We start from the raw sequence: 21,772 nt of genomic DNA on the forward strand, positions 1-21,772 counted from the left end.
CTGGCCCGAAGGCTCAGACGTCGTCGTCCTCCCCAACCGCGTACGGAGTCGACACCCGCCGGACAACAATCGTCATGCCGAAAAGCACGATGACGGTCGCGGCGCCGAGGGCCAGATAGGCGCCAGGCGCCATCGTCGGATCGGGCAGCGTTACGGTGGCGCCGGTGCCCGAGACGATTGCCTGCGCCTGCGACTGCGCCCAGATCTGATCTGCGGTGGTGCGTTCCATCCACTGCTCGCTAAGCAGGACGATGGCGAACGCGGTGAGGCCGACGACGAGCAACGGATGCCGCGAGTTCTTGCGGGTGATGACGCTAAGGGTCGCCAGGAGCGCCGACAGCAGGCCCAGGCCGAGCACCCAGAAGCCGGCGACGCTGGGGAGGCCGCCGATGCCCCGGTCGCCGATCAGCATCCATGGCATGAACGCGCTCATCGCCAGCACGATCCCCGCCGCGAGCGGCAGGTAATAGGCGCGCATGCTGTGCGACAGGAGGGACATTCGGCGAGTCTAGCACGCCACCTAGGCCAGCCTTGACGGTGCTGCCATGGTATCCGCAGGCGATTGTTGCGGGGCGTGCTCCCGAGGTAGCGGGCGCCTACTTCGGATCGTCCCGGTTGCGGACCTTCCGCGCGATCAGCCTTTCGACGTTACCCTCGGCCCGGCCGGGGTGCGGTGGGAGCGCACGGGGGTCGAGCCTCTCGAGGTCCTGGAGGATGTCCGACGCCCAGCCGAAGATGTTCCGGCCAGCAACGACGCGCCGCATCGCGTGCATCCGGCGCCGACGCTCGGCATGGGGCATGTCGATGGCCTGACCGATCGCGGCCGCGAAGCCGTCGACGTCGTACGGGTTGATGATCAGCGCGTCGTGCAACTGTTGGGCGGCGCCCGCCATCTCGCTCAGGACCAGGGCGCCGTCGTCGTCCTGCCGCGCCGCGACGAACTCCTTCGCCACGAGGTTCATGCCGTCGTGGAGCGAGCTGACGACGCAAAAGTTGGCCAGTCGGTAGAGCGCGACGAGCCGCCGGATGCGGAACGCCGACTTTCGGTAGCGGATCGCGCCGCGGCCCGATCCGTAACGCGCGTTGATATCCGCCACCTTCCGGTCGATCGCCTCCACCACGTCCACGTAGCTCCGGAGGCTGGACCGCGACGGGACGCCGATCTGCACGAAGGTCAGCGAGTCCCGCAAGTCGGCCCGTTGTTCGAACAGCCGCTCGATCGCCTCGAGACGCTCCAGCACGCCCTTCGTGTAGTCGAGCCGGTCGACGCCGATGCCGATGTACGGCGTGTCGAGCCCCAGCTCCTGCCGCAGCCGCGCCATTTCCTCGTCGAGCGTCGGATCCTGCGTGATCTGCTGGATGCGGTCGTAGTCGACGCCGATCGGCACCGCTTTCACGGCGATGATCCGGTTGCCCCGCCGCACCGTGTTGCGCGTAACGTCGAGGCCGAAATCCTCGCGCGCCGCGGTCAGGAAGTTGCGACGGTCGCGATCCAGTTGAAACGCGATCAGGTCGTTGCCCAGCAGTCCATCGAGGAGCTCGCGCCGCCAGGGGCAAATCCTGAGCCGGTCGGGGCTGGGCCACGGAATGTGCCAGAAGATCGCCGTCTTCACGCCGGGCTGGCGCCGGCGCAGCTTGGCGCCCACCAGGGCGAGGTGGTAGTCCTGAATGAAGACGGGAACCGTGGGATCGGGCAGTTCCGATTCGATGACGTCGGCGAACCGCCCGTTCACCCGCTGGTAGGCCTCCCAGTCCGGCGTGCGGAAGACCGGACGGACGTGGGCCTCATGGCAGAGCGGCCAGAGTCCCTCGTTCGAGAACCCCTCGTAGTACTGCAGCGCCTCGCCCTCAGTAAGCCATAGCCGGCGCAGCAGGTAGCCGGGCTGATCGGTCGGCACCCCGACGCGGTCGTTCTCGTCCACCACCTCGCGGTCGGCGTCGCCGGAGCCGTGCGCGATCCAGACACCGCCGCGCTCCCGCATCAGGGCATCGAGCGCGACGGCAACGCCGCCCGTGGTCGGGGACGCAACGATCGAGCCGTCCGGGTGGTGGCTGTGCTGGTATGGCTCGCGGTTCGAAACGACCACGAGCGGCCGGTCGCGTGACGCCGAACCCGATTCCGCGCGCCGGGCTGAGCGCGCGTCCGCCTGCGTGGAGGACCCTGGGCGGACGGTTACGGTTCGTGGGGCCATTCGGGCGCTCCGACGGCGCCGGAGTTACGTTGATCCGCGCTGGCGTGCCCTTGACAGGGCAGCCAGGAAAACGGCTACACGTCGAACGACAGTCCGCAGCCGCACTCGCTCGTCGCGTTCGGGTTGCGGAAGATCAGTGACTGGCCCAGCATGTTCGGGTCGCAGTCGAGGACGGTCCCACGCAGGTACTTGTAGCTTTTCCGGTCCACAAAAATGCGCGTCCCGCCCGCTGCTTCGAACACCTCGTCGTTTGGACGGGGCGCCTTCTCCCATTCGAACAGGTAGCTGAAACCGGAGCAACCGCCCGCGCGAACGCCGACGCGCAGCCCGCCGCCGGCCGCTCCCTCGGTCGCCATGGCGTCGCGAATCCGCTTCTCCGCCGCCGGGGTTATTTCGATCATCCCTCTCCCGGACGCCTCACCCACCGTCCGCCCCATCAGTCTAGTCGATTGACGCCGACCGGGGCGAGTTGCCGCAGCCGCGTCACGAGGCTCGCCACCTTCTCGACCGCGTAGTCAATCTCGTCCACCGTAGTGGTCCGGCCCAGCCCGAAGCGGACCGAGGCCCGCGCGAGGCGGACCGGGACGCCGATCGCGGCCAGCACGTGCGACGGCTCCGGGTTGGCGGTGGTGCAGGCGGCGCCCGACGAAACCGCGATGTCGTCCAGCCCGACGAGGAGCGATTCTCCTTCGATGCCGTCGAAGCTGACGTTCAGGTTGTGGGGAACGCGGGCTACGAGCGAGCCGTTGACGGTCACGCCGTCGAGCCGTTCCCGCAGACCGGCCAGCAGCCGGTCCCGCATCGCCCCGACCCGTTGCGCTTCATCCGCCAGCTCCGCGCGCACGATTGCGGCCGCAGTCCCGAAGCCGACGATCCCCGGGACGTTCAGGGTGCCGGACCGCAGGCCCCCTTCCTGTCCGCCGCCGTCGGCGAGCGGCGCGAGCGCGATCCGCGGCCGGCGGCGCCGGACATACAGTGCGCCAATCCCCTTCGGACCACAGAACTTGTGCGCGGTGAACGACAGCAGGTCGACGCCGAGCGCGTCGACATCGATCGGGATCTTGCCCACCGCCTGCGCCGCGTCGGTGTGCAGCGGGATGCCGCGCGCTTTCGTCAGCTCCGCGATCTCCGCGATCGGCTGCACGACGCCGATCTCGTTGTTCGCCGCCATCACCGACACCAGGCGCGTGTCCGGGCGGAGCGCCGCCGCGACCGCCGCGGGGTCGCACAGTCCGTCCGGAAGGGGCGGCACGTACGTCACTTCCGCTCCCTCCCGTTCGAGGCGCCGGCACGGATCCAGGATGGCGTGGTGCTCCGTCGTCATCGTCACGACGTGGACCGGACGCCGCTCGTCCGCCGTGACGACACCGCGCACCGCCAGGTTGTCCGATTCCGTAGCGCCGCTGGTGAAGACGATCTCGCGCGGATCGGCACCGACTGCCCTCGCCACTTCCTTCCGCGCCACCGCCACCGCGTCACGCGCCTCCCAACCGAACGGATGATGCCGGCTCGACGCGTTGCCGAACTTCTCCGAGAAGAACGGCAGCATCGCCTCCACGACGCGCGGATCGACCGGCGTCGTCGCGTGGTGGTCGAGGTAGACGGGTTGGCCCTGCATGATGAAAGACGTGCGAAGACCGAGGCTATCAGCTATGTCGGATGGCGTGGTTCCTGCGCGCGATCAACACCCGCCGCTACGCGCCGGTCAGGGAGCACGATCCGCGGCGGCGCTGCCGACCGTCTCGTCCGGGCGGCGCGTTACGAGTGTCACCGGCAGCGGCTCCGGCCCGTCGTCCTCCACCAGTTCGTTCACGGTGAAGGCGGCGAGCGACTGGACGATCCGGTCCTTCAGGCGCCAGAGCGGATCCCGCACGTTGCACTTGTCGTACTGATCGCAGCTCTCGTCCTCGTCGGAGCAGGCCGTGACCAGCACCGGTCCGTCGATCCCCTGAATAACGTCGGCGACCGAGATCCGGGTGGCGTCGCGCGCGAGGTGATAACCGCCGCGCGTCCCCTGATGCGAGGCGACCATCCCCATGCGGACGAGCCGTTGCAGCACCTTCGCCATCAACTCGACGGGGATGTTGTAGCGTTCGGCGATCTCCCGCGCGCTCGACGACGCACCTTCCGGACGCGACGCGAGATCCGCCAGTGCGATCAGCGCGTAATCCGCCTTCTTGGAGAAACGCAGCATCGGCTACCCCCAGGCCTGCCGCAACAGGGCCATTCTAGTCCGCCCGCCGCCGGCCTTCAACCGCGCCGCCACGGCGCGCTGGCAGGCCGTGGTGAAACCCTGCGTAGCACCGAGAGCGGGGGTTTCACCACGGGATGCTAGTACTTCTGCAGAGACTGATCGACGACGTCGATCCAGCGGAGGATGCCGCCCTTCAGGTTGTACGCATTCACAATACCGTGCTCGCGGAGCAGCTTGACCGCCTTGGCGCTGCGGGCGCCCGACTTGCAGTGGACGATCATCTCTCGCGGCTGGCGCAACTCGTCCAGATGGTGCTCGATTTCGTCGAGCGGGATCAGCGTCGAGCCGGGAATGGAACAGATCTCGTACTCGTGCGGCTTGCGCACGTCGAGGATGAAGACGCCGTCGTTGGCGTCGATGCGCGCCTTGAGCTGCTCGACGGTCACTTCATCGTCCGCCGGCTGAGCCGGCGTGGGACGGATTCCGCAGAACTGCTCGTAGTCGATCAGTTCGGTCACCGTCGGGTTGTCGCCGCACACCGGACACTCCGGATCGCGCTGCAGCTTCATCTCGCGGAATCGCATCTTCAGCGCGTCGTAGATCATGAAACGGCCGATCAAGGGCTCCCCGGTGCCGACAATCAGCTTGACCGCCTCGGTGGCCTGAATGGTTCCGACAACGCCCGGCAGGATCCCGAGCACGCCTCCCTCCGCGCAACTCGGCACGAGCCCCGGCGGCGGCGGCTCCGGATAGAGGCAGCGGTAGCAGGGTCCGTCCTTCGCCGCGAAGACCGACGCCTGCCCCTCGAAGCGAAAAATGCTGCCATAGCAGTTGGGCTTGCTCAGCAGGACGCACGCGTCGTTCACGAGATAGCGGGTCGGAAAGTTGTCGGTCCCGTCGATGACGACATCGTAGTCGCGCAGCACGTCAAGCGCGTTCTTCGACGAGAGGGCGATGTCGTGCAGGTCGAGGTTCACCTCCGGGTTGATGGACGACAGCGTGTCCCGGGCCGATTCCAGCTTCGAGCGACCGACGTCCGGCGTGCCGTGAATCACCTGCCGCTGCAGATTGCTGTAGTCGACGACATCGAAATCGACAATTCCGATCCGGCCGATGCCGGCCGCGGCGAGATACATCGCGACAGGCGAGCCGAGCCCGCCCGCGCCGATGCAGAGCACGCTTGCCGCCTTGAGGCGCAACTGCCCTTCCATGCCGACCTCGGGCATGATCAGGTGACGGTCGTAGCGGGCCAGCTCCTGCGCCGAGAGAGACAGCGGCGGAGCCGTCGCGGTCATGCGGCACCTCCCGCCACGGAGGGAATGATGCTCACCGTGTCGCCCGCCTTGACCGGCGTCGCCTCCTTCTCGAGAAAGCGGATGTCGTCGTCGTTCACGTAGATCGCGACGAACTTGCGCAGGCGGCCGTCCTCGCCGTACAGATGCTTGCGCAACCCGGCGTGTTCCGCCGCCATGTTGGCAAGCACTTCACCCACCGTCGCCCCGTCCGCTTCCACCACGTCGTTGCCACCCGCATAGCCGCGCAGCGGCGTCGGGATAAAGATCTTCGTTGGCATGTCTCGCTCGCGTTCCGTCCTTCTGTCTCTCTATCCCACCGAGAGGGGTTCCTCGTCGAACGCCGACCGGTCCTCTCGCAGACGCCACGATGTCATCGCCGCCGGTTCGCCCTCCTCCACCGAGACGATCACGTAGGCGAAGATCGGCCAGGCGTGGTCGAGGTCATACCGGGACGGCCGCGCCGCATGATCGGGGTGCGAATGGTAGAAACCGACCAGGTCGCCGCCGCGCGCGGCGGCGCGCCGCTCCGCCATCCGATAGTCGGTGGGACGGATCCGGAACCGCCTTCGAGTTCCCTCCTCGGAAGTATTGGGCAGCGCCAGCGCCTCCTCGACGACTCCGCCGCGGCCAATCAACGCGCCGCAGCATTCGTGCGGGTAACTCTCCCGCCCATGCCGGCGAATGTCGGTGTCCGCGTCGGCGCGCAACGTCAGCATCGAATGTCTCACCTCGCCTGAACGCTGGTGACCGCGATGGCCTGCCGCCCGCTAGTCGGCGGTCGCCACCGCGGCCGGTGCCGGCTCGGACTCGACCGCGTATCCCCTCTGACGCCAGGCCAGCGTCCCGCCGGTCATGCTGCGCACGTTGCGATACCCGAGCGACTTGAGGAACAGCAGCCCGGAAAGCGACGCGTTCCCCCGCTGGCAAACGCTCAGAATCGGCGTGGCGCGATCCGCCGGAAGTTCGTGGCGACGTTCGTCCATCTCGGCCAGCGGCATGCTGACCGCCCCCGGCAGGTGCGCCTCGCGGTACTGCGCCGCGGGCCGGACATCGACGACGAACGGCCGGCCCGTTTCCAGTTCCTGCCGCGCCGCCTCGACGCTGATGGTCAGGTCGGCGTTGTTGCGGACATGCTCGCGCATCGTCTCGAGCAGCGGGTCCTTTTGCGCCGCCGCCGGTTTCGCCCCTGCCGGGAGCAGTCCCGGTAAATGCTTCACCACCGACGAGGCGTACTTGAACGCGTTGTCGGGGAAAATCACGACGACGACATTCCCCGGCGCGTCCGGCACGAGCTCGAACGCCCCTTGCAGGGCCATCGCGGAACTGGGCCCGGCAACAATGCTCTCCTCGCGGTTCAGCCGAAGGCAGAGATCGAAGGCCGCCTGGTTCGACACCTCCACCATCCCGTCGTACTCGTCGGGAAAGAAGAGCTTGGTCTGCTGCAGCTGCCGGAGGCTCCGCACGCCCGGGATGTCGTGCCCTTCCTGCGGATAGACGCCCAGCACCTGCACGCCGGCCCGCTGCTCCTTCAGGAAGCGTCCGGTGCCGGTGATGGTGCCGCAGGTGCCCAGCCCGGCGACGAAGTGCGTCACCCGCCCCTCGCTCTGCCGCCAGATCTCCGGTCCGGTCGTCTTGTAGTGCGCCTCCGGGTTCGCCTCGTTGGCGTACTGGTTCAGCATGTGGAAGTCGGGGCGGTCGCCGATCTCCGCCGCACGCGCAATCGCCCCCTCCGGCGCGCCCGGCGCCGGGCAGAGCGTGTCCTGCAACTCCATGACGTCAGCGCCGAAGAGGCGGAGCATCGTCCGCTTCTCGAGCGGCACCTCGCTGGACATCGGCGTAGTGAGCGCGTAGCCCCGCGCGTTCGCGAGCATCGCGAGAGCCATCCCGGTGTTGCCCGATGTCGGCTCGACGAGTTTCTGGTGTTCTCCGACGGCATGACGCCGCTCGCCATCGTCGAGGAGGTTGGCGGCGACGCGATCCTTGACCGCGCCGAAGGGGTTGTACCACTCCAGCTTGGCGTAGACGGTCGTCTCCCGATAGGGCGTCACCCGGTTCAGGCGGACGATCGGCGTCGGGTTCTCGGCCCCGGAAAGGAGGCCCAGAATCGAGTCGTAGACGCGCAACGCGTGATCGTCCATGAACCCTTGATCCTACCCGATCCGGCCGCCATCAGTTCCCGGCCTTGCCACTGCGTTCACCCTCTGTTATGCTCGGGCTTCTGCACGCAGGCGCGTACCTTTCCCTGGCAGCCCGTGGTGAACCCTGCGTAGCTGCCAGATCCTTAGATCAGCCTGCACACGCGTAGTTCTGACGAGTTCGGGAGACACTGGATGGCGGAACGCCAAGCCCGTGAGGCGAACACTGCGGACGCGTACGTAAACGAAAACGAGAGCGAAGCCGCCAAGCAAGCTGCGGCGGAACCCAACGGCAGCAAGAGTGGCGACGGACCGGTCCGGCGCCCGCTGATCCGGGCCAGCCTCCCGGCGCCTGACGGCACGCCCCTTCAGCCCAGTCGGCAGCCGCCCGTCTTCACGATGCATCAGCGGACCGGTCGGAACCCGGCCGACCGGACCGATCTGCCCGACAACTTCGGCAACACCTGGGATCCACCTCCCACACCCCAGCCTGCCCGGAAGGCAGGGCAGAAGCAAGGTGGCAAATCGCGCCGCCGCAACCGATTCCGCGGCGGCCAGGCGGGTGACAGCAATGGCCAGCCCAACGGGAACGTGGCCAGCAACCGTGAAGGCCGGAGCCAGGGTCGGTTTCGCTCGCGCCGTAATCGCGGCCGCTCCCGCTAGCCGCCCGTGGCATGGGTCTTCTTTCCGGCCGACATGGTCTGATCGTCGGCGTAGCCAACCAGCGATCCCTCGCCTGGGCGATTGCCAAGGCAGCCGATGCGGCGGGCGCGACACTGACCCTCAGTTACGCGACAGAGCGGTTCGAGGCGAAAACGCGCAAGCTGGCGGAGACGCTTGAGCGGCCGGCCCAACTGGTGCCGTGCGACGTGACCGACGACGAGGCGATTTCCCATCTCCTCCGCGCGGTCGACAGGGCGCAGGGCGGGCTGGACTTTCTCGTGCACGCCGTTGCGTTCGCCTCACGCGAGGCGATCTCGGAGCCGTTCCTGGAGACGACGCGCGCCGACTTCACACAGGCGCTGGACATTTCCGCCTACTCGCTTGTTCCGCTCGCACGCGCCGCGGCGCCCCTGATGGAACGGCGCGGCGGGGGCAGCATCCTGACTCTCACCTACCTCGGAAGCGAGCGCGTCTTCCCCCACTACAACGTTATGGGAGTGGCGAAAGCGGCGCTCGAAGCGACGGTCCGCTACCTGGCGACAGACCTCGGTCCGCGCAACATCCGGGTGAACGCCCTGTCGGCCGGGCCGATAAAGACCCTCGCCGCGTCCGGCATCTCCGGATTCAGCCAGATCCTCGATCATTACCGGGCGCAGTCGCCGCTCGGCCGGACGGTGGACGCCGACGAGGTGGCCGACGCCGCGGTGGCGCTCCTCGGCCCCGGAGGCCGTGGGATCACGGGCGACGTGGTGATGGTGGATGGCGGTTACCACGCCACCGGGATGTAGCCGCGCCGCCGCGCGGTTAGATCCGGAGAGGCGGCGGTGGGGCTGATTCCGCGCCTGCGCGGCCGGCTGCTGCGGGCGACGCTGCGGCGCCGCACCGCTTTCCTCATGGGTGTCGTTATTGCCACGCCCGCCGTGTGGCTGATGTCAATCGACGCGTCGTGGGAATCGTGGATCACCGATGGCTTGGCGCTCGTCGCCGTCGCGACCGGCATCGCGCTCATCCACACCGCCATAACGGGTCGCCGCGCCGACTGGACGGAATAGGCGGCATGCCGCTCGGGCGGCGGGTGCTACGATCCCGCCGCGCAATGCCGCACCGATCCCCCGGCTCTCCCGAAGCCCGCGCATCGCGGCATCTGGGCGGCAAACCGATCCGCTACTACCGACCGCGCGGCGACGCCGGCGTCCGTGCGCTGATCGACGACGGTTTCCAGGCATTCAACGCCGGCCGGCTCTCGGAAGCGTGCCAGATCTTCACCGGGAAGATGCTGAACCCCGCCCACGATACGACGATCGGCCTGACGATGGCGGGAGCGCTGACGCCGGCCGGGCTCGGCGGCTGCGTGATCGACATGATGGAACGCGGCGCCGTCGACTTCGTCATCAGCACCGGCGCAAACCTGTACCACGACCTGCACTACGCCCTGAATTTCACGCTGCATCGCGGTTCCCCTTTCGCGGACGACGTCGAGTTGCATGAAGACGGGGTCATCCGTATCTACGATGTGCTGTTTCCGGCGACCGTGCTGCTCGAGACCGACGCCTACCTGCGCGACTTCCTTTCCCGCTCCGGTCTCTACGGGCCGGTGTCGACGGCGGACCTGCACTATCGTCTGGGCTGCGATCTGCGCGAGCGGCAGCCCGGCTGCGAGGAGTACTCGGTGGTAGCGGCCGCGTCCGTGCATGGGGTCCCGATCTACACGTCGTCGCCGGGCGACAGTTCGATCGGGATGAACGTTGCGTGGCACCGGCTGATCGCGCGAAGCGATCTCGTGCCGGATCCGAGCCTCGACGTGAACGAGGTGTGCGCGATCATCCTGGCGGGAGAAAGGAACGGCTGCGTCATCCTGGGTGGCGGGTCGCCGAAGAACTTCTACCTGCAGGGGCAGCCGACACTCTGGGAGGTCTACGGGATCCAGAAGGGAGGCAACGACTACTTCATCCAGATCACGACGGATCAGATGGTCTGGGGAGGGCTGTCGGGCGCCACGCCGGCCGAGGCGGTGAGTTGGGGCAAGGTGAACCCCGGCGTGCTGCCGGACACGGTCGTCGTCTACGCTGACTCTACGATCGCGTTCCCGTTGTTCGCCGAGTACGCCGCCGCGGCGGAGCCCGGCCGGCGGCGGCGGAAGGCCCTGCTCCATCGCCGCGAGGAACTGGTGGCGGAACTCGAGCGTCAGGCGCGCCTAGCCGCCCGTTAGCAGATTCGCGGGACGCCAGGCGTAGGGCGCCGGGTCGTCGACTCCCGCTTCGTCGAATGCCTGCAGGCGCTCCCGGCACTTGCTGCAGCGGCCGCAGTGGGTTCCCTCCGACGGGTTCATGCAGGACAGTGTGAGCTCGAACGGGACACCGAGCGCGGCGCCCCGCGCGATCACTTCCTCCTTGTGGAACGTGGCGAATGGCGCGGCGATCCGAATCGGGTGATCGAGGCCGCGCGTCAGTGCGTCTCCCATCGCGGCGAAAAAAGCCGGCGTGGCATCGGGAAACGGGTTGCCGGCGAGGGGACCGACGGCAACCCGCTCGACACCGTGCAGCGCGCACCAGGTGGCCGCCTTGGCGAGGAGGAGGACGTTGCGCCCCACGAGGTAGACCTCCTCGTCTGCCGTGGCGTACGCCGGAGGCGTTCCCCGGAGCGCCCAATGCGTCTCGGGGTAGGTGTCGTCGACCGGGCAGTCGAGTGACGCGAGCGGCGCCGCTCTGCCGGCGAACGGCGGGGCATCGAGGAGCCGCTCGACGAGCCGGCGTTCGGCTTCCTCCCAGGCGAGCCCGCCGCTCACATAGACAGGGTGCACGGGACGGCCGTCCTCCGCCCCGTCCAGCTCATGCGCGAGCAACACGGCGCTGTCGAGACCGCCGGAGCAGAGAACCGCAACGCCACCGTTCCGGTCGGCCATGCGATATTAATAGCGCATGTATTCGGTCACGAAACGGATCGACTTCTGCTACGGCCACCGGCTGCTCAACTACGATGGCAACTGTCGGCACCCGCACGGCCACAACGCGGTAGCGGAAATCGAGGTGCAGGCGGCATCGCTCGACGAGCGGAACATGGTGTGCGATTTCGGGGACATCAAGCGGATCGTCAAGGGGTGGATCGATGCCGAGCTGGATCACAAGATGATCCTGCGGCATGACGATCCCTTGATCGCGCCGCTACGCGAACAGGGAGAACCGGTCTTCGTCAGCGAAGAAAACCCGACGGTCGAGCATATCGCCCGGCTCATTTTCGAGAAGACGCGCGACGCCGGGTTTCCCGTCGTCCGCGTGACGGTCTGGGAGACGCCGACGTCCTTCGCAACGTTCCGGCCGGCGGAGTAGGGCGCGTCGGCGTGGTACGCTTGCCGCCACGATGCCCACGTCGAGCACTGTCGAGAACTACCTGAAGGCGATCTACCAGGCGGAGATAGCCCTCGGCAGCCCCTCGGCGCTGGTGCCGATGGGCCAGCTCGCCGCGGCGCTCGGGGTCGTGCCGGGGACGGCCACGACTATGGTCAAGGCGCTCGCCGAATCGAATCTGGTGCGGTACGAACCATACGCTGGGGTCCGCCTCACTCCTGCCGGGCAGAAGCTGGCCGCGCTCGTCTTGCGCAGGCACCGTCTGATCGAGCTTTTCCTGGTCAGGGTGCTCGACATGAGCTGGGCGGAAGTTCATGAGGAGGCGGAGCGGATCGAGCATGCGGTGTCGGACCGGGTGATCGATCGGATCGACGACTATCTGGGGCGTCCCCCGGTCGACCCGCATGGCGACCCCATCCCGGATCCGACCGGGGCGATCGCCACCCCCGACTACGAAACGCTGCTTACCTGCCCTCTTGGCACGTCGGTGGTGCTGCAGCGGGTGACGGATCAGGACTCGGGGTTTCTCCGTTTCCTCGAGGAGCATGATCTGAAGCCGGGGAAGTCGATTAGCGTCGAGGCGCGCGACGCGGAGGCGGACCAGGTAGTGCTCCGGCGCGCCGCGGACCGCCAGGTGACGATCGGGATGCGCGCTGCGGCGAAACTGCTGGTCGCACCGGCCTGAGTCTCTGGAGTCCACGGTGGAGGGTGCGGCGATCGATCGACAGCACTGGTCGGGCGAGGGTGACTTTACGGGTCACCTGCTCGAGTGGCTTGCCGCGCGGACCGACATCTCCTTCCTCCGGGTGGAAGACTCGGCCTCGACACGCGCGGAGGTGGACTACAACTTCGTCAGCAACGAGATCTATGTCGGTTTCCGGATGCGCGATCGCCGGGAGCGCCGGCGGTTGCTTGGCGTGATTCCGGTCAGCCGCACGGTGACCGAGCCAGTCATGACGCTGTCGCAACTCGACGATGCGCTGGTGGCGGATCCGGCACTTCCCGATCCCGACTACGCCGACGAAGGGATGATCCAGTACCTGCAGACCGAGCGTGTCATCCCGCCGTACCAGACGAAGGGCTACAAGCTGATCGAGCTTGTGCGCATTTACGAGGCGGGAAGCGCACCGGCCGGCTGACGCGAGACCGAACGATGCCGAACAGCAGGCCGCCAGGACGAAAGCCGCCGGGACGGAAACCGCCCGGGCGAAAGCCAGGGGCCGGGAAACCAGCCGCCCGGAAACCGGCGGCCCGCAAACCAGGCGGACGAAAGCCCGGGAGCGGCGGCCCGCGCGGCGCGAAGGCCGCGACGGGATGGAAGCCGGGGACGCCAAAGGCAGGTGCGCACAAGCCGGGCGGCCCGAACCGTGCCGCCGGCGCAAAGCGCACGGGCGGCTGGAAGACGGGGGTACGGAAGCCGGGCGCTAAGCCGCCGTCGTGGAAGTCGCCCTCGTCGAAGCCGCCGGAACGGAAGCGTGGCGGTTCGCCGCGCGCAGCACGGCCGAGTCCGGACGTGCGGGAGCAGAGGCCGGATGGACCGGCCCCTCCCTTCGAAGAACGCCGCCCTCATACCCGGCCGTCCCCGCGAGACAGATTCCCCCGAGACAGGGCCCCGCGAGACCCGCGAGACAAGTTCCCGCGAGAAAGGGCTCCCCGAGACAGCCCCCCCCGAGACAGGGCCCCGCGACCTTCGGCGCGGAGCGAGAAGCCCGAACGCCCCCGGGAGGAGCTCCCGCGCGACCTCGTCCGCCGGAAGCCGTGGTTGCAAATGCCGCCGCGGCGCGACACCCCTGGCCGCAAGGCGCCGGCCCCGACCGCGGGGCTCGAGACGGCGGACATCCGGCGCCGGATCCGGGAGGCGATTGCCGACGCACACCTGACTGGACCGGAAGCGCGTCGGGCGCGTACGGCCCGGGCGGAAGAGGTTGGAAGCGAGTTGCTGGAGCGTATCGCGGCGCCTCTCTTCCGGACCGTCGCCGCCGCCCTCACCGCCGAGGGATACCGCTTTACGGTCTCGATGCCGCCGGGCGCGGTCCGCCTCACTTCGGACGCATCCGGAGACGACTACGTGGAGTTCGCCCTCGACACGAAGCGCGATCCCGCCGCCATGCTCATCCGAAGTGCACGCGTTCGCCGCGACGAGGGAATGATCGACGAACGCGTGGTCGCCGAACACCCCGCCATCGGCGCGCTGACCGACGCACACCTCTTCACGGCGCTGCTGACCGCGCTCCGGTTCGTCGTCGACCGGTAGGACACGCCCGCGGAGGGTGCGCGGAGGCTGGCCGGGTCAGATCGCGCCGCCGGCGCGGAGGCCGGCAATCTCGGTTTCGCCAATCCCCAGTTCACCCAGGATTTCGTCGGTGTGCTGACCGAGGGTGGGCGGCGGAATCCGCACCGCCCCCGGCGTGTCTCCCAGTTTCACCGGGACGCCAAGCTGCCGGATCGCGCCGGCCACCGGGTGCTGCATCGCCACCACCATGGCGCGCTCGATGACCTGCGGGTCCGTGAAGACCTGGTGCAGGTCGCGCACCCCGCCGCACGGAATGCCGGCCGCTTTCAGATCCGCCAGCCACTCCGCCGCGTTGCGTGTCCTGAGGCGTTCGACGAGCAGCGGACGAAGTTCCTCCCGGTGAGCGACACGGTCCTTGTTCGTCCGGAACCGGTCGTCGTCGGCCAGACCGTCCAGGCCGAGCACGCGGCAGAACGACGTCCACAGTTGATCGTTGCCGCACGCCACGACCAGATCGCCGTCGGCCGCCTCGAGCGTCTCGTAGGGCGTGATCGTCGGATGGCGATTCCCGAGGCGGACCGGCGCCTGGCCGGTGGCGAAGTAGATCCCCGCCTGGTAGGTGAGAACCGCCGCGACCGAGTCGAGCATGCCGACGTCGACGAGCTGGCCGCGCCCGGTCCGGTGCCGCGCGAGCAGCGCCACGGCGACTCCCCACGCCGAGAACATCCCGGAGATGATGTCGGCGATCGCCACACCCAGCCGGTACGCCGGCGTGTTCTCATCGCCGGTGATGCTCATCAGTCCTCCCTCGCCCTGCAGCACCGCGTCGTAGCCGGGCTCACGACGGCGCGGGCCGGTCTGGCCGAAGCCGGAGATAGAGCAGTAGACGAGGTCGGGGCGCCGCTCGGCCAGATCGCGGTAGCCGAGGCCCATGCGGTCGAGCGTTCCGGGCCGGAAGTTCTCGACAAGCACGTCCGCACGTTCGATGAGAGCGTCAAGCGTCCGGCGGCCCTCCGGGTGCTTCAGGTTGATCGTCACGCTCTCCTTGTTGCGGTTGATGCTCATGAAGTAGGCGGACTCGCCTTCGAGGAACGGCGGGCCCCAGCCGCGGGTGTCATCGCCCTTCCCCGGCTGTTCCACCTTGATGACGCGCGCACCCATGTCGCCGAGCATCATGGTGCAGTACGGCCCGGAGAGGACACGGGTGAGATCGAGCACGGTGATGCCGTCGAGGGCGCCCGCGGCGGGATTGGCGTTCCGGTGGGATGGCGGCGTCTCTGTCATGGCGGGCGATCGTACACTGCCGCCGTCGACCGACGGCAATGCGGGGGCGGCGCTCGTGGATCTCCCGTTCACGCTTGCCGGGCGATCCAGGCGCGCGTTTCCTCGCCGCGAGCCAGTCAGTCTTCCGGAGCCGGAATCCGCGCTACGGGAAAGTCCGGCAAGAACTGATTCCAGGTCCGGAGGTTGACAACCACGCAGTCCTTCACGAACTGTCGGTTCCATGCACCTGACCTCGGCGCATCGAGTGGAAGCTTGCGTTTGAGTTCGTCGGTTCGCGCCAGAATTTCCTTGACCGGAATGTAGACGCTCTCAACAGGCTCCGCGTGCCAACGCGCCGCGCCAACAAGCCCGGCCGAACTGGCTGAGGTCGTGTGGTTGGAGAAGGAAAGCCTGAGCGCTTTTTTGCCGCGGAAGACTTCGACAGTGCATGCGGCACTTTCCTTGCGCCGCTTGACGAGCCGTCCGATGGAACGTCCGGATGGCATGAAGACACGGGTGAGTTTTTCGGCGAAGCTCATCCGGCCGGTCAGTCCTCGAAGAGCATGACGAGTAGCGCCTTCTGGGTGTGGAGGCGGTTCTCGGCCTGATCGAAGACGACCGACGCCGGACTGTCCATTACCCGGTCGGTAACCTCTTCGCCCCGGTGGGCGGGCAAACAGTGGAGGAAGCAGACGTCCGGCGCGGCGTGCGCCATCAGCGTGTCGTTGACCTGATAGGGCGCGAACAGCCTGCGGCGGAGGGCGACTTCCGCCTCGCGTCCCATCGATGTCCAGACGTCGGTGTAGACGGCGTCGGCGCCGCGCACTGCGTCGACCGGATCGTGGTAGCGGGTGAGTTCGGCCCCGTAACGGGCGACGCGCACGGCATCGGCATCGACGGATGCCGGGAGTTCGAAGCCGTCCGGCGTTGCGACGCGCACGTGCACGCCCAGCATCAGCGCGGCTTGGGTGAACGACGTGGCGACGTTGTTGCCGTCCCCGACAAACGCGACGATCCTCCCGCGCGGGTCCTCCCACCGCTCCTTCAGGGTCAGGCAGTCGGCGAGCGCCTGGCAGGGATGCTCCTCGTTGCTCAGCGCGTTTATTACGCGGAAGCTGGATGTCGCGAGGGCCAGGTCGAGCAGCCGCGACTGTTCATAGGTCCGCACCACGGCGCCGGCGACCCAGCGCTCGAGACTGCGCCCCACATCGGCGAGCGACTCGCGTTTCCCGAGCGCGACGTCGGCGTCAGGATCGATGAAGTTGCCTCCCAGCTCGCGGATCGCAATCTCGAACGTCGAGCGGGTCCGGAGCGAGGGTTTCTCGAAGAGCAGCGCGATGTAGGTTCCCTGCAGCGCCGCGGACGTGGGCGCCTCCTTGCCGAGGGGGCGGTCGCGCTTCACCTCCGCGGAGAGCGCGAGGCAGTGTTCCAGGTCATCCGGCTCGAAGTCGAGGACCGACAGGAAGCAGCGGTCCTTCAGGCTGCCGGCGGCGCGGGGAATGGTCGGCCGTAGCCGGGATGCGGCTCTGCTCGAAGGCAGCGAGGGTTTCACCACGGGCTCCTACGTCCGGTAGTCGGCGTTGATGTGGACATAGTCGGCGCTGAAGTCGCAAGTCCACATCGTTGCCGCGCAGGTTCCGCCGACACCCAGGTCGACGCACAACTCCACTTCGTCGTTCGCCAGGTGGTCCGCCGCCTCCGCCTCGCGATTCACATGGATCGTGACGCCGTCGTACAGCACGACGCCGCCGATCCGGACTACGGTCCGCTCCGGATCGAACGCGACGCCGGCCCGTCCCGCGACCGCCACGAGGCGGCCCCAGTTCGGATCGCCCCCGTTCAGAGCCGTCTTCACCAGCGGGGAATTCGCAATCGCCCGCGCCGCGCGGCGCGCATCGTCGTCGGTCGCCGCCCCCTCGACCCGGATTGTCGCGAGCTTCGTCGCGCCCTCGCCGCCGCGGACTATCTCGCGCGCCAGTTGGATGCAGACCTGCTCCAGGCCCGCCATGAAGGCGGGCGTGGTCGTTTCGTCGATCGCGACGCCGCTCGCGCCGTTCGCCAGCATGAGTACCGTGTCGTTGGTGGACGGTTCGCCGTCCACCGAGATCGCGTTGAACGAGACGTTGGCCGCCGCGCGCAGGAGACGTTCGAGCTCCGCCGGCGCGACGGCGGCGTCCGTCGTCAGGAAGCCGAGCATCGTAGCCAGGTTCGGCTCGATCATGCCGGCGCCCTTGGCCATGCCTCCGATCGTGATCGGGCCGCCGGGAGTGTCGACCCGCACCGCCGCCTCCTTCGGTGAGACGTCGGTCGTCATGATCGCTTCCGCCGCCGCGCGGTGCCCGTCGCGGCTCAGCATGCGGGCGGCTTCCGCGAGGCCAGCCGACACCTTCGCCGTGTCGAGCTTCATGCCGATGACGCCGGTCGAGGCGATCAGGACATGCGCCCGATCGCAACGGACTGCTTCGGCAGCCGCCGTCACCATCGTTTCCGCGTCGGTCGCCCCCCCGGGCCCGGTGCACGCGTTGGCGCACTTGCTGTTGACGGCGATCACGCGCGCGCGCCCCTCCGAGTCGGCGAGCTGCGCCTTCGTCACCACGACCGGTGCGGCGACCGCGAGGTTCGTGGTGAAGATCCCCGCCGCGCTCGCCAGACGATCCGACACCACCAGAGCGATATCGAGACCAGCCGGTTTCAGGCCGCAGGCGGCGCCCGCCGCCCGGTACCCGGCCGGGGCGGCAATGCCGCCGCCGGCGGGCGTGATCGTTGGGGCGCGTGCCGGCGTCCGCAGGTTCATCTACCGACTCCCGTGCCGCGCGCCAGATCGAGAACGACGGCGTACTGCCGGCAGCGGCGGAAGAGGTCGCACGTCCTGCAATCGGCGGCTATCTTCTCGGGTACCCACGTGTGCGGCACGATCGAGAAGCCGGCGCGGACGAACGGACGCGCCTCATGCGTGAAGGCGCACAGGCGCGGAACGCGCTGCGCCAGCGCCGCCGCGACCAACGCGTCCAGCAGCCGCCGGCCGATCCCGATGCCGCGGTGGCCATCGGCGACGACGAGCGAACGCACCTCCGCGACCTTCGGGCTCAGCTCGGCCAGTTCGCCGCAGCCGACCACGCTCTCGCCGACCGTCGCCACGAGGAAGCGCGGGACGTGCAGCTCCACTTCCCCGAGCGGCCGGGCGAGCAAGTGTCCCGTCTCGAGGTTCTCGGTGATCAGTCGGTACACGCGGGGCGCGTCGCCGGCAACCGCCGGCCGGATCCCGATTCGCTCCGGCGTCACTGCCTGGGAGACGGCCGCCGGCGTGTCGGTCGTGCTTACCATCGGCTCATCCGAAAGTGGCTCCGGCTTCCGCCAAAGCCTGGCGGAGGCGGCTGAGCCCGTCGTCGATCTCGTCATCGGTGACCGTGTAGGGAGGCAGCAACCGGATCGCCGTGCCCGCGGTCCGGTTGACGATGAGTCGCTGCTCGAGCGCGCAGTCAACGGTCCTGTCGGCTACCGCCTGATCCACTTCGAGGGCGCGCATCAGCCCCGCGCCCCGCACCTCGTGAACCTGTGGACTCGCGGAAACGAGCGCCTCCAGCCCGGCGCCGAGACGCCCCCCCGCCTCGGCAACGCGATCGATGAGCCCGCCTTCGAGCGCGTCGAGGAAGACGAGCGCGGCGCGGCAGGCAAGCAGGTTGCCGCCGTACGTGCTCCCGTGGTCGCCGAACGATGCCGCCTGCGCCACGGCTTCGCTCATCAGGGCGGCGCCGATCGGCACGCCGCCTCCGAGCGACTTGCCCAGCGCCACCAGATCCGGGTCTATTCCCAGCCCGGCGCTCGCGAAAGGCCTTCCCGTCCGTCCCAGCCCGGACTGCACTTCGTCCGCTATCACCAGCGTCCCGCTGGCGCCGCACGCGTCGGCAATCGCTCCGGCCGCCGGGCTCGGGATGGGACGTATGCCTCCCTCGCCCTGTATCGGTTCGACGATAACCGCCGCGGTCCGGCCCGTGATGGCGGAGCGGATCGTCTCCGGCTCGGACGGCGGAACGAAACGGACGGCCGGCAGCAGAGGCTCGAACGGGGTTCGGTACGGTTCGCCGGAAGTGACCGACAGCGCGCCATACGACCGCCCGTGAAACGATCCCTCGAACGCGACGATCTCGCAGCGGTCTGCGTCGCCGCGGGTCCGGTGATAGCGGCGGGCGAACTTCAGGCACGCTTCGACCGCCTCGGCGCCGCTGTTGCAGAAAAACGCGCGCGGCAGCCCCGACAGCCGCGCGAGCCGCTGAGCCACCTGGCCCTGGAGTGGATGAAAGAAGAGGTTCGACGTGTGGAGCAGCTCGCGCGCCTGCGCGGCGATTGCTTCCGACAGTCCGGCATGAGCATGGCCAAGCGACGCGACGCCGATCCCGGAGAGGAAGTCGAGATACTGCCGTCCGTCCGCGTCGACGAGCCATGCGCCGCGGCCGCCGATGAAGACAACCGGATGACGGCGGTACACCTGCAGCACATGCGTCGCTTCGACCGCCTTCACCCGTTCCGCGTCAATTCGATCCGTCGATGTCGTCATTGCCTGCTCCGCCTGTCATCGGGCGACCCGCCAGCTTCGTGCCGACCGCCTGTTCGAACATGCCCTGGCGCGGCCGGCGCGCGTCGAGAATCGCCACCTCGCCGGCACCGCCGGCGAGCGCGGCCCGGCACGCCAGCAGCTTCGCCACCATCCCCGCGCTCGCCTGACCGCCGCGGATCAACGTGTCGATACCGGCGTCGTCCAACGCCGGAATCGTCTTGCCCGCCTCGTCCAGCACTCCCGCCGTGCTGCCCGCGATCAGCAGCCGTCGCGCCTTGATGCGCGCCGCCAGGTCGCCTGCCAATGTATCGGCGTTGACGTTCAGTACCTGTCCCGCCGCCGCCGCGCTCAAGCTCGCAACCACCGGCGTGTAGCCCGCCGCCAGCAGATCGGTCAACAGGGTCGGCGGGCCTTCGCCGACCGGACGGCCGACGTAGCCCAGATCGACCGACTGGCCGTCCGCCGAGCGGTACCGCCGCTCGCGCCGGACCGGCGCAAGCCGCGCATCGGCCCCGGTCAGACCGACCGCGCGTGCGCCGGCAACCCCGAGCGCCGCCACCAGCCGGGTGTTGACGCGGCCCGCCAGTACCCCCGCCACCACCTCCAGCGTCGCCGCGTCGGTGATCCGCAGGCCGTCGACCGCCCGCTTCGCGATCCCGAGACGCGCCATCTCGGCGTCGACCTCCCGGCCGCCGCCATGGACTACGACGAGCGGCTCGCGCGCGGCGATAGCGGCCAGAGCACGGGCGAGGCCCCGAAGCCGCGCCGGTGTTTCCAGCAACTCGCCGCCCAGCTTGATGATGGTCGGCGCGACCGCGGCCGGTTCGACCTCGGAGGTCGCGCGCCGGGGATAGTTCGACCCGCCCGCCACCGGCCTGGCGGGACGCTGCGTCGCGCCGGCCACCATCAGGCGAGGCCCTCGCGCTCGTCGATTCCGAAGGCGACGTTAAAGCTCTGAAGCGCCTGGCCCGCCGCGCCCTTCACCAGGTTGTCGAGGCAGCAGACGAGGACAAGGCGTCCGCCATCGACCCGCCAGCCGATATCGCAGAAGTTGGTGTGCGCGACATGCTTGATCTCGGGCGGCCGGGCGCCGGTGAGACGGACGAAGGGTGCGTCGGCGTACGCCGACGCGAGCGTGTTGTCGATGTCCCGCGCCGTCGTGCCGCCGGGCAGCCGAGTGTAGATCGTCTCGAGGATTCCGCGGTCGAGCGGCACCAGGTGCGGGACGAAAGTGACCGGCCGCTTGAGCTCCTGCTCGATCTCGGCGCCGTGCCGGTGAGCGAATATGCCGTAGGCGGCAACGCTGCCATGCACCTCCGAGAAGTGCGTCCGCTCGGTCGGCTTCTTGCCCGCACCGGAAACTCCCGACTTCGCATCGATGTAGATGTCCGCGTCGTCGGCGATCAATCCGGCCTCCGCAAGCGGCTTCAGCGCGAGGAGTGCGCCCGTCGGATAACAGCCGGGGCAGGCGACCAGATCGGCGGACGGCAGCGTATGCCGATTCCACTCGGTCAGGCCGTAGGTTGCGGCCTGCGCCAGCGCCGGTGAGCGCGGGTACCACCGTTGCCGGTCGGCTTCGTTCCGAAGGCGAAACGCGCCGGAGAGGTCGAAGACACGCCGGCCGCGTTCGAGGAGTGCCGGGGCAAGCTCGGCGCTCGCGGTGTCGGGCAGGCCAAGAAAGACGACCTCCGTCCGGTCGGCCAGCGCATCGAGCGAGAAGGGTTCGATTTCTCCGTCCCAGATTCCGGCGAGACCGGGGAGCTCCGCGGTCCCCTCGCCCGACCGCATCGCCGCCGTAACCGTGACGTGGCTGTGGCGCGCGGCCAGACGCAGCAGTTCCTGCCCGCCATAGCCGGTCGCTCCCGCGATGCCGATCCGGATGGTCGCCATAGGGGAAC

General features: G+C 68.7%; 26 protein-coding genes. 8 read left to right on the forward strand and 18 right to left on the reverse strand.

The features are described 5' to 3' along the window. Positions 1-13: 13 nt before the first annotated feature. The 9 genes from F4Y45_13005 to F4Y45_13045 all read right to left on the reverse strand — a co-directional run bounded on the left by F4Y45_13005 (position 14) and on the right by F4Y45_13045 (position 7,819). On the reverse strand, positions 14-499 hold the full coding sequence (locus F4Y45_13005) for a hypothetical protein (GenBank protein ID MXY25418.1): 486 nt from the start codon (positions 497-499) through the stop codon (positions 14-16). A 97-nt stretch (positions 500-596) separates the two neighbouring features. Beyond that, entirely contained in the window at positions 597-2,192 is a 1,596-nt protein-coding gene (locus F4Y45_13010) for a trehalose-6-phosphate synthase (protein ID MXY25419.1), read from the reverse strand. A gap of 74 nt (positions 2,193-2,266) precedes the next feature. Further along, entirely contained in the window at positions 2,267-2,629 is a 363-nt protein-coding gene (locus F4Y45_13015) for an iron-sulfur cluster assembly accessory protein (protein MXY25420.1), read from the reverse strand. Further along, positions 2,629-3,810: an aminotransferase class V-fold PLP-dependent enzyme gene (locus F4Y45_13020; protein ID MXY25421.1), complete on the reverse strand. Its 1,182-nt coding sequence runs from the start codon at positions 3,808-3,810 to the stop codon at positions 2,629-2,631. The genes F4Y45_13015 and F4Y45_13020 overlap by 1 nt, the downstream gene beginning before the upstream one ends. A gap of 87 nt (positions 3,811-3,897) precedes the next feature. Then, complete coding sequence (locus F4Y45_13025; protein MXY25422.1) at positions 3,898-4,386, reverse strand: Rrf2 family transcriptional regulator; 489 nt, start codon at positions 4,384-4,386, stop codon at positions 3,898-3,900. A 137-nt stretch (positions 4,387-4,523) separates the two neighbouring features. Next, entirely contained in the window at positions 4,524-5,681 is a 1,158-nt protein-coding gene (moeB, locus tag F4Y45_13030; GenBank protein MXY25423.1) for a molybdopterin-synthase adenylyltransferase MoeB, read from the reverse strand. After that, positions 5,678-5,959 (reverse strand): MoaD/ThiS family protein, encoded by a 282-nt coding sequence (locus F4Y45_13035; protein MXY25424.1) that lies wholly within the window; start codon positions 5,957-5,959, stop codon positions 5,678-5,680. The genes moeB and F4Y45_13035 overlap by 4 nt, the downstream gene beginning before the upstream one ends. Before the next feature lie 30 nt (positions 5,960-5,989). Continuing rightward, positions 5,990-6,397, reverse strand: coding sequence for a M67 family metallopeptidase (locus F4Y45_13040; protein ID MXY25425.1), 408 nt, complete (start codon positions 6,395-6,397; stop codon positions 5,990-5,992). Positions 6,398-6,448: 51 nt separating this feature from the next. Beyond that, complete coding sequence (locus tag F4Y45_13045; protein ID MXY25426.1) at positions 6,449-7,819, reverse strand: pyridoxal-phosphate dependent enzyme; 1,371 nt, start codon at positions 7,817-7,819, stop codon at positions 6,449-6,451. A gap of 192 nt (positions 7,820-8,011) precedes the next feature. Here F4Y45_13045 and F4Y45_13050 point away from each other — a divergent pair, with 192 nt between their 5' ends. The 4 genes from F4Y45_13050 to F4Y45_13065 are packed head-to-tail and all read left to right on the forward strand — an operon-like array spanning position 8,012 to position 10,688. Continuing rightward, entirely contained in the window at positions 8,012-8,479 is a 468-nt protein-coding gene (locus F4Y45_13050; GenBank protein ID MXY25427.1) for a hypothetical protein, read from the forward strand. 11 nt (positions 8,480-8,490) lie between these two features. Continuing rightward, positions 8,491-9,267, forward strand: a complete 777-nt coding sequence (locus F4Y45_13055; protein MXY25428.1) for an enoyl-ACP reductase — start codon at positions 8,491-8,493, stop codon at positions 9,265-9,267. 36 nt (positions 9,268-9,303) lie between these two features. After that, positions 9,304-9,531: a hypothetical protein gene (locus tag F4Y45_13060; protein MXY25429.1), complete on the forward strand. Its 228-nt coding sequence runs from the start codon at positions 9,304-9,306 to the stop codon at positions 9,529-9,531. A 44-nt stretch (positions 9,532-9,575) separates the two neighbouring features. After that, the gene (locus tag F4Y45_13065; GenBank protein ID MXY25430.1) at positions 9,576-10,688 is read left to right on the forward strand and encodes a deoxyhypusine synthase; all 1,113 of its coding nucleotides are present in this window, start codon (positions 9,576-9,578) and stop codon (positions 10,686-10,688) included. Here F4Y45_13065 and F4Y45_13070 read toward each other — a convergent pair. After that, entirely contained in the window at positions 10,674-11,381 is a 708-nt protein-coding gene (locus F4Y45_13070) for a 7-cyano-7-deazaguanine synthase (protein ID MXY25431.1), read from the reverse strand. The two genes, F4Y45_13065 and F4Y45_13070, sit on opposite strands and share 15 nt — an antisense overlap. A 16-nt stretch (positions 11,382-11,397) precedes the next feature. Here F4Y45_13070 and F4Y45_13075 point away from each other — a divergent pair, with 16 nt between their 5' ends. The 4 genes from F4Y45_13075 to F4Y45_13090 all read left to right on the forward strand — a co-directional run bounded on the left by F4Y45_13075 (position 11,398) and on the right by F4Y45_13090 (position 14,077). Beyond that, positions 11,398-11,805: a 6-carboxytetrahydropterin synthase gene (locus F4Y45_13075; GenBank protein ID MXY25432.1), complete on the forward strand. Its 408-nt coding sequence runs from the start codon at positions 11,398-11,400 to the stop codon at positions 11,803-11,805. A 31-nt stretch (positions 11,806-11,836) separates the two neighbouring features. Continuing rightward, a complete protein-coding gene (locus F4Y45_13080) occupies positions 11,837-12,508 on the forward strand; it encodes a metal-dependent transcriptional regulator (GenBank protein MXY25433.1) in 672 nt (223 codons plus the stop codon). A 16-nt stretch (positions 12,509-12,524) separates the two neighbouring features. Next, the gene (locus F4Y45_13085) at positions 12,525-12,962 is read left to right on the forward strand and encodes a hypothetical protein (GenBank protein ID MXY25434.1); all 438 of its coding nucleotides are present in this window, start codon (positions 12,525-12,527) and stop codon (positions 12,960-12,962) included. Between the two features lie 629 nt (positions 12,963-13,591). Continuing rightward, positions 13,592-14,077: a hypothetical protein gene (locus tag F4Y45_13090; protein MXY25435.1), complete on the forward strand. Its 486-nt coding sequence runs from the start codon at positions 13,592-13,594 to the stop codon at positions 14,075-14,077. A 36-nt stretch (positions 14,078-14,113) separates the two neighbouring features. On the opposite strand, the gene F4Y45_13095 is transcribed toward F4Y45_13090, so the two are convergent. From F4Y45_13095 to argC, 8 genes are all read right to left on the reverse strand, one after another. Then, positions 14,114-15,340 (reverse strand): CoA transferase, encoded by a 1,227-nt coding sequence (locus F4Y45_13095; protein ID MXY25436.1) that lies wholly within the window; start codon positions 15,338-15,340, stop codon positions 14,114-14,116. A gap of 116 nt (positions 15,341-15,456) precedes the next feature. After that, positions 15,457-15,858, reverse strand: a complete 402-nt coding sequence (locus F4Y45_13100) for a hypothetical protein (GenBank protein MXY25437.1) — start codon at positions 15,856-15,858, stop codon at positions 15,457-15,459. Positions 15,859-15,866: 8 nt separating this feature from the next. Beyond that, complete coding sequence (gene argF, locus F4Y45_13105) at positions 15,867-16,820, reverse strand: ornithine carbamoyltransferase (GenBank protein ID MXY25438.1); 954 nt, start codon at positions 16,818-16,820, stop codon at positions 15,867-15,869. A gap of 60 nt (positions 16,821-16,880) precedes the next feature. After that, the gene (argJ, locus tag F4Y45_13110) at positions 16,881-18,113 is read right to left on the reverse strand and encodes a bifunctional glutamate N-acetyltransferase/amino-acid acetyltransferase ArgJ (protein ID MXY25439.1); all 1,233 of its coding nucleotides are present in this window, start codon (positions 18,111-18,113) and stop codon (positions 16,881-16,883) included. Next, positions 18,110-18,718 (reverse strand): GNAT family N-acetyltransferase, encoded by a 609-nt coding sequence (locus F4Y45_13115; protein MXY25440.1) that lies wholly within the window; start codon positions 18,716-18,718, stop codon positions 18,110-18,112. The genes argJ and F4Y45_13115 overlap by 4 nt, the downstream gene beginning before the upstream one ends. After that, the gene (locus tag F4Y45_13120) at positions 18,648-19,874 is read right to left on the reverse strand and encodes an acetylornithine/succinylornithine family transaminase (GenBank protein ID MXY25441.1); all 1,227 of its coding nucleotides are present in this window, start codon (positions 19,872-19,874) and stop codon (positions 18,648-18,650) included. The genes F4Y45_13115 and F4Y45_13120 overlap by 71 nt, the downstream gene beginning before the upstream one ends. Beyond that, on the reverse strand, positions 19,849-20,781 hold the full coding sequence (gene argB, locus F4Y45_13125; protein ID MXY25442.1) for an acetylglutamate kinase: 933 nt from the start codon (positions 20,779-20,781) through the stop codon (positions 19,849-19,851). The genes F4Y45_13120 and argB overlap by 26 nt, the downstream gene beginning before the upstream one ends. Beyond that, entirely contained in the window at positions 20,781-21,764 is a 984-nt protein-coding gene (argC, locus tag F4Y45_13130; GenBank protein MXY25443.1) for an N-acetyl-gamma-glutamyl-phosphate reductase, read from the reverse strand. Before argC ends, argB begins: the two co-directional genes overlap by 1 nt. Positions 21,765-21,772: the final 8 nt, after the last annotated feature.

It is taken from the genome of Acidobacteriota bacterium, assembly GCA_009838525.1.
GTDB lineage: Bacteria > Acidobacteriota > Vicinamibacteria > Vicinamibacterales > UBA8438 > VXRJ01.